Source organism: Desulfosporosinus sp. FKA (assembly GCF_002196785.1).
Lineage (GTDB): Bacteria > Bacillota > Desulfitobacteriia > Desulfitobacteriales > Desulfitobacteriaceae > Desulfosporosinus > Desulfosporosinus acididurans.
Window position 1 is genome coordinate 480,288 of record NZ_NAHZ01000032.1, and the last position, 16,306, is coordinate 496,593.

The window sequence follows — 16,306 nt, forward strand, 5'->3', positions numbered from 1 at the left end:
TAATCCTAAAGATAATTCGTAATCTAGTCAGACAAACAGCTGCACATTAAATTTTCAAGGGGGGCTCCATGACGATAAATAGCAAAATTAATCCTAAAGTTGAGGAATTTTTGAGCAAAGCCCAAAAGTGGCAAGATGAATATGAGCAGTTGAGAAACATCGTTCTTAACTGTGGGTTGACCGAAGAACTTAAGTGGATGCATCCTTGTTACACATTTGAGGGAAAAAACATAGTTTTAATCCATGGATTTAAAGAATACTGTGCTCTTCTGTTTCCCAAAGGTGCCTTGTTAAAAGATCCAAATGGTATCCTAATCCAACAAACGGAAAATGTTCAGCAAGGGCGCCAGATTCGCTTCAACAATGTTCAGGAAATAGTCGCTTTGGAAGCCATCTTGAAAGCCTATATTTATGAAGCTATTGAGGTGGAAAAGGCCGGCTTGAAGGTGATTAAAAAAGAGACTTCGGATTTTACGATTCCTGAAGAATTTCAAAAAAAATTAGATGAAAATCCTGCCTTAAAAGCTGCTTTTGAAACATTGACCCCTGGACGGCAAAGGGCATACATTTTTTACTTTGCTCAACCTAAACAATCCAAAACTCGAGAGTCAAGAGTTGAAAAATATATACCGCAAATTCTCAATGGAAAGGGATTAAATGATTGACCACCAGCGAGGCTTTAGGAAAGTGGCTATTCTTTACCTTAATTAGAAAAATAATGAACTAATTTGCTCCTCTATTGTCCGAAATGACTTGATTTATGATTTTATGATAGCGTTTCGCCTTTTCTTCCATAAATTCAACTCTTCTTATTGCCTCCTCCAATTGCCCCCGTGCAATTTCCTTGTATTTTAAAATAATTTCATAACGACGAGGAATTGAAGAATCTCCTTCTAGGTACAAATCAACAAAGTGTTTGATGTCCTTTATCGACATACCGCAATCCTTAAGATACTTCACCCTTATCAGCCAATTAAGCGATTCTTCGTCAAAAAGGCGATTGTTATGTTTGTCGCGTTGTATGTTTGGTACCAAACCCTTGTCAGTATAATATCTGATGGTATGCTCGGTAAGATTTGTTTTCTGAGCTATTTCTTTGACTGTGTACAATGCTCTCTGACTCCTCTTTGAAAAAAGCCTTGACTTCGTGTTACTCGAAGGCGCTATAGTAACCTTATCAAGAAAAGGAGGCGAAGTAAAGTACCCGACTACCCTCAAATTAGAGTACTTCACAATAATGATAAATTATCAGAGGAGGAAATCAATGACAATGCGCATCATTACTCTTGAAGAGCATTTTGCCTTTCCGGGCTTTATAGACAGAATTGGCCAACAAGCCTTTCATAACAAGGGTGAGCAGCTGTGCGACCTCGACGAACGTCGGATCGCTGATATGGACGCCGCCGGTATTGACATGCAGGTGCTCTCACTGACCTCTCCCGGTACGGAGTCGTTAACTGGTGAGGAAGCGGTGAAAATGGCCATCAGCGCTAATGACTTCCTGGCAGCGGCGATAGAACGTCATCCCAGTCGCTTCGCGGGCTTTGCTGCCCTGCCGACAGCTGCTCCCGACCTCGCCGCTGCTGAACTGGAACGTATGGTTTGCCAACATGGTTTCAAGGGTGCGGTGATCAATGGTCACATTCAGGGCCGCTACCTGGACGACAAATTCTTTTGGCCCATCATGGAACAGGCAGAAGCGCTTCAAGTGCCAATCCACCTGCACCCAGCGCCACCGCCGCAGCCGATAATCGACGCCTACTACACCGGCAATTTCTCATCGGAGGTGACCAGTATACTTTCGACGGCAGGCTGGGGATGGCACATCGAAACTGCTGTCCATATCCTGCGTCTTATTCTCAGCGGAGTATTCGACCGCTATCCCAAACTGCAGATCATTATTGGGCACTTGGGCGAAGCTTTGCCTTTTATGTTGCCAAGGATCAATCAAGTTCTGCAGCCGAATCTAACTAAATTACAGCGTCCGATGGCAGACTATCTGAGAGAGAATATCCATTACACGTTCAGCGGCTTCAATTTTACCGCTGCTTTCCTTAATCTGTTGTTGGAAGTCGGCAGCGACCGCATTATGTTCTCAGTAGACTATCCGTACGGTTCGATGGAAAAGGGGCAGGCTTTCCTTTCTCAGTTACCGGTCAGCAATTCCGACAGGGAAAAAATCGCTCACGGCAATGCCGAACTACTCCTGCATTTGTAAATCGGAACCGGCGTTTGACCACCATCTAGCAGAGTTTTTCCAATAACTTACCTTTAAAAATTGTGACAGCATTCCCTCTTAATAATACCCGATCTTCTAACACTTCTATATTTATTTCTCCGCCACGTTCAGAACACTGGTACGCTTTGAATTTGGCTATACCTAATTTGTCACTCCAAAATGAGGCGAGAACACAATGTGCCGAGCCAGTTACTGGATCTTCAGGAACTCCAACTTCGGGCGCAAAAAATCTTGATACAAAATCATACTTACCTAAACTTTTAGCTGTTACAATGACTCCGTGCATCTCACATTCTAACAGTCTGGAAAGGTCAATCCGTATACCTCTAACTTCTTCTTCGGTTGCAACTTCAAGTAAATAGTTTTCTCTCGATTTACCTTTGAAAGTCGGGGTTATTCCTCCTAAACCGTCTATTAGTATACTCGGAACTTCATTCACCTCTGAATACTCTAGACGAGGAAAATCCATTTCGATTAAATCGTCATTTATAAGATTAACAGTAAGCTTTCCACTTCGAGTATTGAATATAATAGGTTTCTCTTTTTCCCAAAATCCTTCTGTCCATAAGATATGGGCTGTTGCTAAAGTAGCATGTCCGCATAGATCTATCTCAAATGTAGGAGTGAACCACCTAAGTTTAAACTCAGAGTTATCTCTTACCACAAAAGCAGTCTCAGATAAGTTCATCTCCCTAGCCATATTAACCATACTTTTAGCATCAGGAAATTTATCTAAAACGCAAACACCTGCTGGATTGCCCTTGAATCGTTCAGTAGTAAAAGAGTCTACTTGGTAAATATCAGCCATAATTAACCTCCATTAACTAACGTAATCGAAATATGCCTAAACCCCTTTTTTCTCCCTGGCCATTCTTGTGAATTTTTCTCGCGTGTTCCGGGGAGGAACATGCAAAACCGGTCGTCGGCTCATGGTTAATGCGCCAGTGGGGCAGCCGGAGGCACATACGCCGCATCCTATACAAGCCTCTTTATTTACAACTGGAATTTCCGTTCCATTTCCGTCATCCTGCATGGTAATAGCTTCAATGGGACAGCGGTTAGTGCAGGTACCGCAGCCCACACAATTTCCAGATTCTAATGCAGGAATAAAATTGCTGGGGTGCGTCACATATGTCCCGAATTCTTTGATGCCGGTCAGAATTACGCAGCAGCAGCTGCAGCAGTGGCACATATAAGCAGGCTTGTTCATCACATTATCGCAATTATGGACCAACCCAAGCTTTTCTGTTTCCTCAAGCACCCGCAGCAAATCGTCCACTGTGGCTGGTTTTCCCATACCTCTGCGTATGACCCACTCTGCGGCGCTGCCCATAGATGTACATACTTCCAAAGGAGCGTCACAGGCTTTGCCAAGATGAGATGCCTTATGACGGCAGGGGCATATGGAGATAGCACCTCCACCGGACTGCCGGATAATTTCTCCGGCCCTTTCGTAGGTTAATACCTCGGTTTCCACAGCTAACGGTATAAGGCGTTCATATACTACTGTCCTCATCATCTTGGTATCAGACCTAGAGATTTCATCCCTGACTTCCTTGTCATGAAAGTAAGCTTGAAAAAGTTCCGCTAAATCCTTCATATTTACATTATCCCGTACCCGCATGAAGGTATATTCAAAGAATCCAATGACCACCGGAGCCAACATGTAATATACGGTGTCCTTCCGTGGGATGTCCAGCACCAATCCTTTATCAGCCATACCGTCCAGTACAGTCTTCAATTGCACTCCCTTAATCCCGGTAATGCCTGTAATTTGTTCCAGAGTCATGGGAAGCAAAGGAAATTTACTGCCTACCTGGGCTTCGCTCTCGGTAAAGAGACGATGCAGAATTGCCATCAAGGTTTCGTTTATCGACGCCCCTTCTGGGCTCCTGCTAATACGCTCCGCCAGTAACCTGTAAACCTCGTCTTTGTCATGAGTTAAGTGTCCCATAAAATATCCTCCTTTAAAATATTTTAGCTCCCGTCATTAACTGTCATTGACGAAAAAATAAGACGACTGCTCAATAATTGACATATAAACTATATAGCCGAACAAAACTACTTACAATATTTCTGTATTTTCTTCACGAAGGAAATGACTCCATTCCATTCCGCATCATTTAAGGCTAATTTCAGACTATCATTGAGATCTTGAGAAACGGGAAGTATTTGTTCAGCAAGAGTTCTGCCTTTTAGAGTAAGGTTTATCTGAAAAGCCCGCCGATCCTCGGGATCAGTTCTTCTTTCCAGAAGATCTTCTTTCTCCATTCTATCGATTAATCCAGTAATAGCTGAGCTATCCAGAAACAGGCGTTCAGCTAACCCTTTTACACCTAAACCATCTTGTTCATAAAGAGCCAAAAGAATAAATGATTGAGACAAAGTAAGTCCATAATCGGAATATTTGACGTTATAATATTTTTGCAATGTCCTAGCAGCAATTCCCATTTGAAAGCAAACATAATCCTCAAATATAGGCACGGCGATAATCTCCCTTATAATAGTTTATGTGTTAACAGTTTATGTGTTAATATTCTATTACTCATTTATTAATATATCAATAGTTATGTGTAAATATATTTTATATTTTCTGAATATAGCAAAACATGCAAAGCAATACATGCATCTCCGAATTCCTCTGCCGTTCTAAGGTTCTTAAAACCATCAAATAATCGATACTAGATGTCGTTATCGACAAGTATTGATAGATAAAGTAAACATGAGAATTGCCGCAAGACACGATATCACAAAAATAATATACCATACTGAATTTACTCCATTTGTGCCTATGTATACACCCATTAGTGAAGTTCCAAGCGATCCACCTATTGCATTACTTATGTTACTTAAAGCACTAAATCTAGCCCTATAATTTCTCGGACTATTATTGGCAATGTAGGTACCAAAATTTGTTGCCATAAGAATTTCTCCAAATGTCCATAAAATAGTAGATATGATGAAGAGAAAAAACGTATGGATTTCTCCTATCATGCCAAAGCCTATGGCATATAGAACGCCAGCTAAACCAAGATTATTTATAGGCTTAACCCTTTTGGTAATAGTTGTAATCCACATCGTTGAGGTGATAACTGTTAAAGCATTGATACTCATAAGCCAGCCGAATTTTTCTGGGCCTTGAGCTAAAAAAGTGTTATCTAACATTATTGGCAGAGAGAATCTATGCTGCGTATAAACGGCACTATAGATTATATAAATCATTAAGAGAATTATAATATGCGGCCTCTTATAAAGAGCCTTAAAAATATTCTCGGACTCATCCTTTTCTTCTTCAGTTACAGCTGCTTCGGCGGAAATAGAGTTGACTTCGCTGACATACCTTACAACAAGGGTAACCGCAAAAAATGACGTTAGTGCATCGCCTAAAAAAAGTAAGGGCAGAGAATGGTTAAATAGAAATCCTGCCACAATCGGACCTAAAGCCACTCCGATATTAATCCCTAAATAGTTTAAAGAATAACCTAACTGTCTCTTATGCGGCGGTAATATATCTGCAATGATCGAATTAATTGAAGGCCTTACCGCTCCGTTGAAAAGAGTAGCTAATAGAATACATATTATATTAATAGAAGGATTTTTTTGAAAAGCACAAGGTACAAGTAAAACACCGGCAAGTGTTTGAGCTAATACATAAACTTTTTTTCTGCCCAGAAGGTCTGCAAATTTACCACCAAAAAGAGAGCCCGGAATTCTTACTAAAGATGCAAGCATAACTATTACACCGGTAGCTTCAAATGACAAACCCAGCTTTTGGGTTAAGTACAAGGTTAAAAACGGAACTACAAAATCTCCAAATCTGTTTACTATTTGAACTATAAAAAAAATATATATACTTTTAGGTAACCCTCGATAAGCGTTTATCAAATTCTTACTGACACCTCTTTTAAGTAACTCTTCTTTAAGCATGAAAAAGGCCCCGTCAGTTTTACAACTGTTACGGCGCCATTGCCTTATAATGCAATGTTAATTATGTAGTTTCCATTTGTCAATTGATGTAGTGTTCATAATTGTCACTCTATTAAATAAGACATATGAACTAACTCCCAATACTGCAGCTTTGGAGCAAAACCCCCTGACTTTGATATTCTGTTAAGAACATGAATATTAGAAGCCAGGAGGTTTTCATTTCACCACACCTCTTATTTATTGGCTTGAAACGTCTCGTGAAAATCTTCTTCAACGTCAAAAATACTTTTATACCGTTGATTGACACCCATTAACCTTTTTAAAAGTAACAGTTCCTTTGGCTGCAACAGTAATTCGTCATACCAAGGGCGCTTCTTGAAGCCTTTGAGTTCAAAAGAAGAGTAATACAGGTGCAGCAGGAAGTCTCCCATAAATGCGAAATCCATATCAGCCCTGTATATCTCGTTATTAATCCAACGAGCAAGCCCAAAATCAACAAGGTTAACCGTTTGACCATCATACAATGTATTGGGCACCCTTATATCTCTATGAACTATGCTCTTTGAATGCAAGTACTTTAAAATTTCGACAAGTTGGCATCCTACTTTATAGATCTCTGCTCTTGCAAACACGTGTTTATCGAGATAAATTATGTCCGCGAACGTTTTACCCGCCTTAAATTCAAGTACATAGCCATAGAAGTCTTCACATTCAATCTTTTTAATAAACCGAGGAACGCTCTCATGCTGTAGGCTCTTTAGAATTTCCTCCTCAAATCGAGCCTTTACTCCCGCTTTCTTAAGCATTCCCCTTTTTAGTTGCTTGAGAATATACGATTTCTGATCCTGAGAAACCTGATAGCAGATACCAAATCGGCCTTCTCCTATCGTTTTCTCGATTATATAGTTAGCTATTTGCTCAGACGGCTTATATAATTTGTCCCGTCTAAATAGGTTTAAGACCATGAACTCTTACGATGATGACTCGATGAATACCTGTTGTGGCGGTTTGAACCAGACAGTGAATGCCTTCTTGAACTCGAACCTGTCAAGGCCTCAAATATTTTACCTAATATTCCTCCCGAGCCATGCGGCCTTTTATAATGTCCGCCGCCATGATTTGGATCCGGGTAATGTCCTCTATTTTTTGATCTTGAAAATGAGCTCATAATCAATCCTCCTAATAATCGTTATTTAATATCACACCTCGGCATTCTCATTAGAAATCGTTTCCCTAATTTCGTGAAGCTAATATTTAAGCACAACAAAAAACACCCTATGATTTTTCTTTAGTTACGCAATAAATGTCTAACTTTAGACACCAATTACTGGTAACAAATCAGAGTGATTCTATTGTGCTTGTATTTACTCCCATAGAAGTAGAAACAGAGGAAAAGGAATACATGATGAATAGAATCTTTAGAAAAGCGCCCAAGTCGCATATTGAACAAAGTTAACAGAATCGTTGCTAAAACAAGCCGATTCGATAGTATTTGTGTCATCCTAAATAGTTTGTTAATGAAAGACTTAGATTTCTCATGTAATTTTCTCAGAGTTGCGACTGGTTTGTTATTATTTATAATAAAATTAAACGGAGTTTCATAACTATGTTGCTCTGAGTTCTCAACTAAGCTGTGAGGCATATACACAGCCATCAACGAAAATAGCAAGAGAAATATTATCCAAAACAATTTATTTTTATGTATGAAGCTAAAATGCAGCGAATTCACGAATGCCACCCCCAACTTAACGAAAATACCTGTGGGATTATAATTATATTGGAATTATAGTCCCACAGGTATTTTATCCTGCTGCCAGCTCTTGCGCTGGCCCAGCCCCACACACTTTATCGAAGTGTATCGCCTGCTCTATTTAAGAAATATCAACTTACTTTTTTTGTTAATTAGTATATGTTTAGCAAATGATTTTGTCAATGGTTATCTCTAAAACTCTTTTAATTTAGTTAAGATTCAGGTTATTAATTAATAATATTACAAAGCATTTAGGTCTAATTCTTTACTAACAGCCTTTTAAGGGGCATCTTCAAATTTCTTCCACGGCGTTGCAAAGCTTCAATCCTAGCTAATAATTCAGCAAAGGCAAACGGCTTACAACGATAATCATCTGCACCCGCCTTTAGACCAGTTACTCGATCGGAAACTGCATCCATGGCTGTTAGCATAAGTACAGGCGTTATACAGTTTTTATGTCTCCATTTTTGCAACTAGTCTTCACCCCATACTTACTTGTGCCCGTATTGGTCCGGTGCCTCACCACGCCTACCAACAACTCGAGGAATTAAAGGCAACGGCTTATGTGAGTGTATTCCCTCCACTTCCACCTTAAACTCCCATCCATTACCGAAATCAAAGAGGTAAAGAAAGGTTTTACCTGGGTATAATCCCAATTCTTCAATCGATACTTTGTCTGCGCGAGTCCCTTCATCGCTAGATGAATCATACCGATCATCTGACCATTTCTTATTATCCATAAAGAAGCTATACAAGTAATCATCGCCGAATTCAAAAGCCTCTTGTATCGCTAAATGCAATTGATGAAGATTATGTTTTGCCGCCATTTCAATTCTTCGCCATTTCCCTCTACTCAAAGATACTTTGAATAAGTACATGTTTTCTGTGATATCAAAGTGACCTCGAGTAAGGGTATGCATTAGTTCACCTTTGGGAACCAAAGAGACGAATTTCTTATAAAACGGTTCTTCTAAACTTTCTTGCCGGGCTTGAGTCAATTCAGTAAAACTATGCAGTATCTTACCCATACTCAGCATTATAATCTCCTGACCTTCAAGGACAACTTGCGACGTCAAATTTCCCTTTCGTATATTCACTCGATTCCAGTCTAGGTAGTCCCTGTATTTATACAAAATTGGTGCTATAGTTACTCCGAATTCTGTCGGTGTTAGGGTTTTAGCCTTAATGTTACGTCGTGATCCGACCTGAGCCTCTTTATCGAGAGTAAACTGCCAAAAACCAAAGTATGTGAAGTACCAGAGAAAATTTCCCCAATTAAATAATAAGCTGTGCCAAGAAGACTCCGTTCCTTTAACATTTAACGTTTTTCCCGGTTTAGCCCAAGCTAACTCTTGCCAAACAGAGGATATATTGCGAACATTTAGGATACGTCCATCTGTCACTTTTTGCAGAGCTTCCCAATCAACATCGACCCAAAGTGTCTCAAGAAGAAAGAAGTATTGCTCGGTCATCGTCAATTTTAAGTATTCTTCGTAGCGTTCTGATACCTTTAGATGAAATCTCCCGCCCTTACTTGGCATCATAACTACCAATTTACTAACCAACGCTAAATGACAAAACATATGCAACAGTGGATATGATCCCTGACCAAGCTTTGGGTTAGCATTTTTCGTCTTAAAACACATGAGTTGATTTAATTCCCATAAGAGTTCCTTAGACATATAATGATTTTTAGGAGATAATACTGCTTCCTCCGTCTTTAGGCTATCTATAAACCTCTTAAAGTCCTGCAATAAAGGAGTTAGATAAGTAGTCGTAATCTCAAACATGCTTTCATCTCCTCTTCGATGTGCCTTTTTAAATCTGCTTTGACTCTCACATCTTCTCACGTGAAATGTGTTGATGTTAACTATAACTGACTAATCTGAAATCAACCTGAATGCACTTGTAAAACGAAATGCGTTGGAGTGAGAACTTCTGATCCTCACAACCAACGCATTTTAATATTTGTTCATTGAATTAAACGAATCACGCACTCGACGTACTGCGCTCACGATTGTTAATTTGCCGTTACCATCAATTTTTATTAATAACTACATTAGCCTGTCCTTCGTAACCCTTTTCCAAATATCCGACCACACATTCTTCATAGGAATTACCATTATTGTCTTTGTACGTTAAAATTATTGAGTTCTCGCCTTGGATTGTATTAGTATCAATCTTACCTCTCCAAGATTTGTGGGGTTCTATCTGTGAAATAGTTTGTATTGTGTTGCCAACTTTATATTTTAGTTCTAAACATTCAGCAGTTTTATCAGTATTATTAGTAATAGTAATTTTATATCCGCCATTAAATTTGTCAGCACCGACAACTCCCAATAGAAACGCTAATGATAGACTTATCATACTAATCATAACTATTTTCTTTTTATTCATGAAACCCTCCTAGTTGCTTTATGATGTTAATTGTTGTCATAGTACAAATACGACATTATGATTTGCAGAAAAAATCTATAGAACTTGTTTATAACAAACAGACCGCTCATTGGATCCGATTTCTCAATGAACGGTCTGTTTAATTGTGAAGCTATAAAGAGATTATTTGCTGAAGGCTATTGTTCAGCTCTACATTGATCTAATATTCAAAAACATCAACCGCAGCCTCGAGTGCCGAGGAATCGCCGTCAATAACAATCTCTGAAACAGCCCAGACATTAGGAACCACATTATGCAAGTAGTATTTCGCTGTCGCAATTTTACCCGTATAGAAATTATAATCAAAGTGACTTGGTCCCACTTCTTTAGCCTTCTTGTCTGCTAAGATTGCCTGATCAAGAATTTGACGACCACAAAATAGTTGGGCAGAGGCCGTAAGAATACGACGGGAATAAAGAGGAATCAAGCTTATATTTGTCTTTGAATATTCGGCAACTGCCTTAAGCATAGCTTGATAAGAGTTTAGCGCCTTGCCTAGAATGGCAAACTCTTTGCTCAGGGCGTCGTTATCTTTGTTGGCTGCATAGAAATCGGCCATTTCCTTAACCCAGGCTTTGAAAACCGAGCCGCCCTTCATGTTCATCTTGCGGCCAAGCAAATCCATGGCTTGGATATAGTTGGTGCCTTCCCAAATGGAGTAAATCTTTGAGTCACGAGCGATTTGGGATAAAGGATATTCTTCACAGTACCCATACCCGCCATAGGACTGGAGGGCTTCTCCAATGAGCCACCAGGCTTCGTCGGAAGGATAGGCTTTGCAAAGCGGAGTACATATTTCAATGAGGTCACTGGCAGCTTTCCTTACTTCCGGATCTGGATCACGGTGTCTCTCATCAAAAGCGAGATAAACCCTAAACATCATGGCACGCATTGCTTCAATATGAGCTTTCCCCATCATCAGAGTACGTTTAATATCTTCATGATTAATAATCGCTACTCGTCCTGCCTTGGGATTTATCATGAGGCGCCCTTGAACTCTCTCTTTAGCATTATCCCGAGCGTTGGCAAAGGCGTTACTAATGCAAGAAAGAGCCATATGTCCGGTTTCCATTCGAGCCATGTTCATCATTTGGAACATTTGAGCCATACCTTCACCCTTGCCGTCATTTTCACGCGGGTCAAGACCCAGCAGCCAACCGCGGCAATTTCCATTTTCACCGGCTGATAAGGCTGCCGTTACCGAACCGTGCAGACCCATCTTGTGTTCTACGCCAGTATTGACAAAATCATTATCTTCCAGGCTGCCATCTTCGTTGACCCAATACTTGGGCACTACAAAGAGAGAGATGCCGCTTGTTCCCGGCTTAGCACCCTCAATGCGAGCCAAATAAAGGTGGATGATATTTTCAGTAAAATCATTGTTTCCGCCCGTGATAAATATCTTATTGCCCTGGATCTTAAAAATTCGCGGATTTTCCGTTGGGTAGGCCTTAGAAGTAATGTCCCCTACATCAGAACCGGCGCCAGGCTCGGTAAGACACATTGTTCCCGCCCAAGTTCCGTCCATCATCTTAGGAAGGAACATTGCCTTTAATTTTTCATCACCAAACGTTTGGATTAAGTTAGCTGCTCCGCTGGTCAATAATATATAAGGCATAAGGGAAGGATTGCCAGCACAAATCAATTCCCAGGCGGCAGCATGCAGCATTTCCGGTAAAACCATGGCCTCAGGTGATTCATCGATATTACTAGTCCCCCACCCCTCTTCCTGCAGCTTATGAAAAAGAGGTCCCAAGCCTGGCGGGGTCGTTACCTTGCCGTCAGCAAAAGTAACGGGATGGGTCTCACATTCGCCGTTGGTCGGCTCTATGACTGCTTTACACATTTTTAGAACTGGCTCAAGCACCGATTTAATATCATCTTTGGAATAGTAGTCAGCAAACTGGGGGTAATTAAATATTTTTTCTGTTGGCAGCCATTCTTGGATGATAAATTCAAAATCTCTAATACTATTCACCGCAAAATTTGAAGACATTACATTCCCTCCAACTCTAATTGTTTATTTCTTTAACTTGAAAATAGATGTCTTTACCGCTCCGATTAACTCGTCTACGCTGTAATAACACCAAATTTTCCATCTAACCTATTGGTAAATGACGGGAAAATCTTATATATCTCTTGTCCACAGGGAAGCCATCGATGCTCCTCCACCTACACAAAGAGAAGCGCCGCCGATTGTTTTCCCAAGTCTCTCCAGTTCATAGTAGAGGCTGACAATGATGCGCAATCCAGTCGCACCAACCGGATGTCCCAAACCAATTCCAGAACCATTATTGTTAACGTTACCATCCTGTTCAAACGTACCTATGTTCACAGTGATGCCGGTATCTTCTTTGAGCTTCTTTTTAACGCCAATGACTTGAGCCGCAAAGGCCTCGTTGATTTCCCAGTAATCGACATCTCCATAGTTCATTCCGGCCTCTTTCAAACATCTTGGTATTGCAACGGCTGGACCTAACCCCATTACACGAGCTTCCACCCCTTCATCGCAGATATTAATCAACTTCATGAGAGGTTTAATCCCCAGTTCTTGAGCTTTTTTCTTGGTCATCAAAACCGCTGCGGCGGCAGCATCATTAAGCCCCGAAGAGTTACCCGCTGTGACAACTCCGTCTTTTATAAATGCCGGCCTTAGCTTTGCCAAGCTTTCCAGGCTTGCTCCCCGAATTGGATGTTCGTCCTGCGCAAACACATATTCTTTTTTCCCTTTTTTGACGGGTACCGGAACAATCTCTCTCTCAAAACGGCCTTCATCAATAGCCCTTACTGCTCTCTTATGGCTGAGAAGTGCCAGCGTATCGCATTCCTCCCGTGTTATGCCGTACAATTCAGCAACATTTTCAGCTGTTCCGCCCATGTGAGACCCAGCCAGTTGACATACCAGCCCATCAGCAAGCATAGCATCCTGTAGTTTGGCATCACCCATCCTGGCACCCCATCTGGTTGTCGGTGAGATGTAGGGGATATTACTCATACTCTCTGTACCGGTTACCAGAGCAATATCGTATTTCCCCAGCTGCAGTTTCATGGCGGCTATTTCCAAGGCCCGCATTCCTGAGGCGCAGTTTTGGTTGACCATAGTGGCACTTGATTTTGGATCCATGCCTATTTGCATCGCTACAATTCGAGGTGGACATGACCCATTACCATGCCCTAAGCACATTCCTGCCACAATTTCATCAACTTGTTTAGGGCCAATTCCCGCACGTTTTATAGCCTCAGCAGCAGCAATCTTAGTCAACTCATTGGCCGCCACCGGTTGGAGAGAACCTCCATAATCACCAATAGGCGTTCGGCAGGCACTGACCATTACAACATCATTAAGTTCAATTGCCATCGTAAATTCCCCCTCATTATGTTTATGGTATTTGATAATCGTTTCTTTTAAGATATCTTGCTCGATCTTACCCATATTTTTTGGGCATCGGCTTCTTTAATGAGTTCTTCACGCAAATCAGGATGGGCAATATTAATTAAGGCTTCAGCCCTTTGCCATGTACTTTTACCCTTAAGCATTGCCATACCATATTCAGTAATCACGTAATAATTAATACTTCTCGGTACTGTAACAGTTGATCCCGGCGTTAAAACAGGTTTTATACGCGATTGCAGCTTGCCTTCTTTGTCAACATAGGTCGAGGTAAGACAGATCAGACCCTTACCACCTTTAGACTTATAGGAGCCATAAATAAAATCCAACTGTCCTCCCGTTCCGGAAATCTGTCGCATACCCGATGATTCTGAGGCAACTTGTCCATAGAGATCTACTTCCAGCGCGTTATTAACACAAATCATCTTATCATTTTGGCAAATTATATCAGGATCGTTTGTATAATCGACCGGATAACTTGCACAACTTGAATTGTTATTCAAGAAATCATAGAGTTTATTGGTTCCCATCGCAAACGTATAGACCATCTTACCTTTGTCAATCTGTTTTCGCACTCCCGTAATTCTTCCGGCATCATACATATCCACAAAGGAGTCAACCAGCATTTCAGTGTGAACGCCAAGGTTTTTTAAGTCCGATTGAGCGATCATTTCTCCGACTGCATTCGGCATAGCACCAATCCCTAACTGCAAACAGGCACCATCTTCAATTTGTTCGAGAACAATTTTGGCGATCGTTCTGTCAATATCGGAGATAGGGACTTTGGGAAGTTGAAGAAGGGGACGATTATCGCCCTGAACAAAATAATCAATTTCGGATACATGTAAGGCTTCTCTCGAGCCGCCCAGACATCTCGGTACAGCATCATTGACTTCAGCGATAACTATTCTAGCTGCATCACACATGGCATGAGTCATGGAATTTGATGTGCCAAAGTTTACATAGCCATGCTTATCGGGAGGAGTGACCTTGATCATAGCTACGTCAACAGGTACGTAACCGCGGTCAAAAAAGCTTGGTGCCTCATGATATGTTAGAGAAATATAATTACACAAGTTTTTGTCATGAAGCTTTCTGCTTGCCCCACTGAAGTGCCAATCATTATAGATAAAATGGCTTCTTTCTGGATCGCTGATAATGGTTTGGGGTGTAAAAGGGCAGCAAACAGTATTAATAACAACTCCGTTTAATTCATCTTTCCTCTTAGCTAAAGCTTCATCTAAAACATGAGACGCCATCATAAATTCACCGTAATGAACGACATCATCGGACCTAACAACCTTAACTGCTTCATCTACAGAGACAAATTTACTCTCGTACTCACTCCTAATATCCAAGTCAATTCCCCCTTGTAATTTTCGAAGGTTTTGGCTATATCACCAGCGATGCAATGCTTAGCAACGGAGTTTTTCCTGTCCCTCGAATCTCAAAGAACTATGCATCGCAAAACTCTGCTTTTAGGAAGTTAAGTTACATGTAATTATAAAAGCCTTTGCCCGTCTTCTTGCCGAGGTGACCGGCACGTACTTTTTGCCTGAATGCCAATGAAGGACGGTATTTGGAATCAGCAAATTCCTTAAAGAAAAATTCACAGACTGCCAAGACAATATCGATCCCTACCATATCAGCCAGTGCTAAAGGGCCCATGGGCATTCCCGCACCCAGTTTCATAGCCTTATCGATTTCCTCTGCTGAAGCAATACCTTCATAGAAAACGTTAGCAGCTTCATTCATATATGGGACTAAGATGCGGTTAACGATAAAACCGGGACTTTCCTTAGCCAGTACAGGCTCCTTGCCCATTTTCTCAGCCAATTGTATGACTGTCTGAGCAGTATCATCGGTTGTAACAATACCAGGAATTACTTCAACTAATTTCATAACGGGTACAGGGTTAAAGAAATGCATTCCCAGCACTTTGTCGGAGCGATTAGTAGCCGCAGCGATCTCAGTAATACTCAATGCTGAGGTATTGGTTGCTAAAATCGTCTCTGCTTTACATAGTTCTCCGAGTTGTTTATGAACTTTTTTCTTAAAATCAATGTTTTCAACAATTGCTTCGATTACAATATCAACATCTCGAAACTCATTAATATCTGTGCCGCAGATTAGTCTGGCATTATAATCAGCCACATTTTCTGCTGACACTTTTCCTTTTTCCAATGCCTTAGCCCAGGCCTTGTTTAAAGTCTTGCGTGCCTTATTCGCTATTTCTGGAACTACATCGATCAAAACTACGCTATATCCCGCTTGAACACTAACTTGAGCGATCCCAGCACCCATGATGCCGGCTCCTAATACTCCAACTTTTTTTATTTCCACGCTTATTCTCCTTTTTATCAAACTTATAGCAAGTTATTAAATGAGTGATCTTTGCATCGAAACTCCTCAAGCTTCACTCCTTTCATCAGGCTTAATATGCAAGAATAAATCCAACTTTCTGATTTTTTATAGTAAAATATTAGCAATGAAAAAATGACCAGGAAAATCCTAGTCAGAATAACACATTGAGAGATATATTTTATTTAACCATTGTGAATTT

At 40.8% G+C, this 16,306-nt stretch carries 15 protein-coding genes, 1 pseudogene and 1 riboswitch; of the genes and pseudogenes, 2 read left to right on the forward strand and 14 right to left on the reverse strand.

All coding sequences use genetic code 11. The features are described from left to right. Positions 1-68 precede the first annotated feature (68 nt). Positions 69-665, forward strand: a complete 597-nt coding sequence (locus B5771_RS19150) for a YdeI family protein (RefSeq protein ID WP_088188950.1) — start codon at positions 69-71, stop codon at positions 663-665. 58 nt (positions 666-723) lie between these two features. Here the strand turns inward: B5771_RS19150 and B5771_RS19155 are convergent, their stop codons facing one another. Continuing rightward, on the reverse strand, positions 724-1,110 hold the full coding sequence (locus B5771_RS19155; protein ID WP_088188951.1) for a MerR family transcriptional regulator: 387 nt from the start codon (positions 1,108-1,110) through the stop codon (positions 724-726). Positions 1,111-1,264: 154 nt separating this feature from the next. Here B5771_RS19155 and B5771_RS19160 point away from each other — a divergent pair, with 154 nt between their 5' ends. Continuing rightward, positions 1,265-2,218, forward strand: coding sequence for an amidohydrolase family protein (locus B5771_RS19160; protein WP_207652718.1), 954 nt, complete (start codon positions 1,265-1,267; stop codon positions 2,216-2,218). Positions 2,219-2,243: 25 nt separating this feature from the next. On the opposite strand, the gene B5771_RS19165 is transcribed toward B5771_RS19160, so the two are convergent. From B5771_RS19165 to B5771_RS19225, 13 genes and pseudogenes are all read right to left on the reverse strand, one after another. Further along, entirely contained in the window at positions 2,244-3,047 is an 804-nt protein-coding gene (locus B5771_RS19165) for a PhzF family phenazine biosynthesis protein (protein WP_088188952.1), read from the reverse strand. Positions 3,048-3,083: 36 nt separating this feature from the next. Next, positions 3,084-4,193, reverse strand: a complete 1,110-nt coding sequence (locus tag B5771_RS19170) for a 4Fe-4S binding protein (RefSeq protein ID WP_088188953.1) — start codon at positions 4,191-4,193, stop codon at positions 3,084-3,086. Positions 4,194-4,300: 107 nt separating this feature from the next. Further along, positions 4,301-4,723 carry a MarR family transcriptional regulator gene (locus B5771_RS19175; protein WP_088188954.1) on the reverse strand — a complete coding sequence of 141 codons (423 nt, stop codon included), beginning with the start codon at positions 4,721-4,723 and terminating at the stop codon, positions 4,301-4,303. Between the two features lie 207 nt (positions 4,724-4,930). Further along, positions 4,931-6,166 carry an MFS transporter gene (locus B5771_RS19180; protein ID WP_088188955.1) on the reverse strand — a complete coding sequence of 412 codons (1,236 nt, stop codon included), beginning with the start codon at positions 6,164-6,166 and terminating at the stop codon, positions 4,931-4,933. A gap of 233 nt (positions 6,167-6,399) precedes the next feature. Further along, complete coding sequence (locus B5771_RS19185) at positions 6,400-7,131, reverse strand: protein kinase family protein (RefSeq protein ID WP_088188956.1); 732 nt, start codon at positions 7,129-7,131, stop codon at positions 6,400-6,402. Beyond that, on the reverse strand, positions 7,122-7,334 hold the full coding sequence (locus tag B5771_RS23990; RefSeq protein ID WP_140417766.1) for a hypothetical protein: 213 nt from the start codon (positions 7,332-7,334) through the stop codon (positions 7,122-7,124). The genes B5771_RS19185 and B5771_RS23990 overlap by 10 nt, the downstream gene beginning before the upstream one ends. A 616-nt stretch (positions 7,335-7,950) precedes the next feature. Further along, positions 7,951-8,046, reverse strand: a riboswitch (NiCo riboswitch). Between the two features lie 175 nt (positions 8,047-8,221). Next, positions 8,222-8,359 (reverse strand): annotated as a pseudogene (locus B5771_RS19195) (DNA-binding response regulator); the annotation flags it as partial. Between the two features lie 48 nt (positions 8,360-8,407). Further along, positions 8,408-9,706: a plasmid pRiA4b ORF-3 family protein gene (locus B5771_RS19200; protein WP_088188958.1), complete on the reverse strand. Its 1,299-nt coding sequence runs from the start codon at positions 9,704-9,706 to the stop codon at positions 8,408-8,410. Positions 9,707-9,953: 247 nt separating this feature from the next. Beyond that, positions 9,954-10,313: a hypothetical protein gene (locus B5771_RS19205; RefSeq protein WP_242847236.1), complete on the reverse strand. Its 360-nt coding sequence runs from the start codon at positions 10,311-10,313 to the stop codon at positions 9,954-9,956. 199 nt (positions 10,314-10,512) lie between these two features. Beyond that, on the reverse strand, positions 10,513-12,348 hold the full coding sequence (locus B5771_RS19210; RefSeq protein ID WP_088188959.1) for an acyl-CoA dehydrogenase: 1,836 nt from the start codon (positions 12,346-12,348) through the stop codon (positions 10,513-10,515). Between the two features lie 132 nt (positions 12,349-12,480). Continuing rightward, on the reverse strand, positions 12,481-13,710 hold the full coding sequence (locus tag B5771_RS19215; RefSeq protein ID WP_088189014.1) for a thiolase family protein: 1,230 nt from the start codon (positions 13,708-13,710) through the stop codon (positions 12,481-12,483). Between the two features lie 47 nt (positions 13,711-13,757). Continuing rightward, positions 13,758-15,101: an acetyl-CoA hydrolase/transferase C-terminal domain-containing protein gene (locus tag B5771_RS19220; RefSeq protein WP_047811985.1), complete on the reverse strand. Its 1,344-nt coding sequence runs from the start codon at positions 15,099-15,101 to the stop codon at positions 13,758-13,760. Between the two features lie 133 nt (positions 15,102-15,234). Then, on the reverse strand, positions 15,235-16,086 hold the full coding sequence (locus B5771_RS19225) for a 3-hydroxyacyl-CoA dehydrogenase NAD-binding domain-containing protein (protein ID WP_088188960.1): 852 nt from the start codon (positions 16,084-16,086) through the stop codon (positions 15,235-15,237). Between the last annotated feature and the right edge of the window lie 220 nt (positions 16,087-16,306).

What these genes read in the sequence shown, in the direction of transcription:
- B5771_RS19170 (WP_088188953.1), bottom strand. Translation starts at nt 4,193, where the DNA reads ATGGGACACTTAACTCATGACAAAGACGAGGTTTACAGGTTACTGGCG.
- B5771_RS19180 (WP_088188955.1), bottom strand. Translation starts at nt 6,166, where the DNA reads ATGCTTAAAGAAGAGTTACTTAAAAGAGGTGTCAGTAAGAATTTGATA.
- B5771_RS19160 (WP_207652718.1), top strand. Translation starts at nt 1,265, where the DNA reads ATGACAATGCGCATCATTACTCTTGAAGAGCATTTTGCCTTTCCGGGC.
- B5771_RS19200 (WP_088188958.1), bottom strand. Translation starts at nt 9,706, where the DNA reads ATGTTTGAGATTACGACTACTTATCTAACTCCTTTATTGCAGGACTTT.
- B5771_RS19215 (WP_088189014.1), bottom strand. Translation starts at nt 13,710, where the DNA reads ATGGCAATTGAACTTAATGATGTTGTAATGGTCAGTGCCTGCCGAACG.
- B5771_RS19210 (WP_088188959.1), bottom strand. Translation starts at nt 12,348, where the DNA reads ATGTCTTCAAATTTTGCGGTGAATAGTATTAGAGATTTTGAATTTATC.
- B5771_RS19165 (WP_088188952.1), bottom strand. Translation starts at nt 3,047, where the DNA reads ATGGCTGATATTTACCAAGTAGACTCTTTTACTACTGAACGATTCAAG.
- B5771_RS23990 (WP_140417766.1), bottom strand. Translation starts at nt 7,334, where the DNA reads ATGAGCTCATTTTCAAGATCAAAAAATAGAGGACATTACCCGGATCCA.
- B5771_RS19185 (WP_088188956.1), bottom strand. Translation starts at nt 7,131, where the DNA reads ATGGTCTTAAACCTATTTAGACGGGACAAATTATATAAGCCGTCTGAG.
- B5771_RS19150 (WP_088188950.1), top strand. Translation starts at nt 69, where the DNA reads ATGACGATAAATAGCAAAATTAATCCTAAAGTTGAGGAATTTTTGAGC.
- B5771_RS19205 (WP_242847236.1), bottom strand. Translation starts at nt 10,313, where the DNA reads ATGAATAAAAAGAAAATAGTTATGATTAGTATGATAAGTCTATCATTA.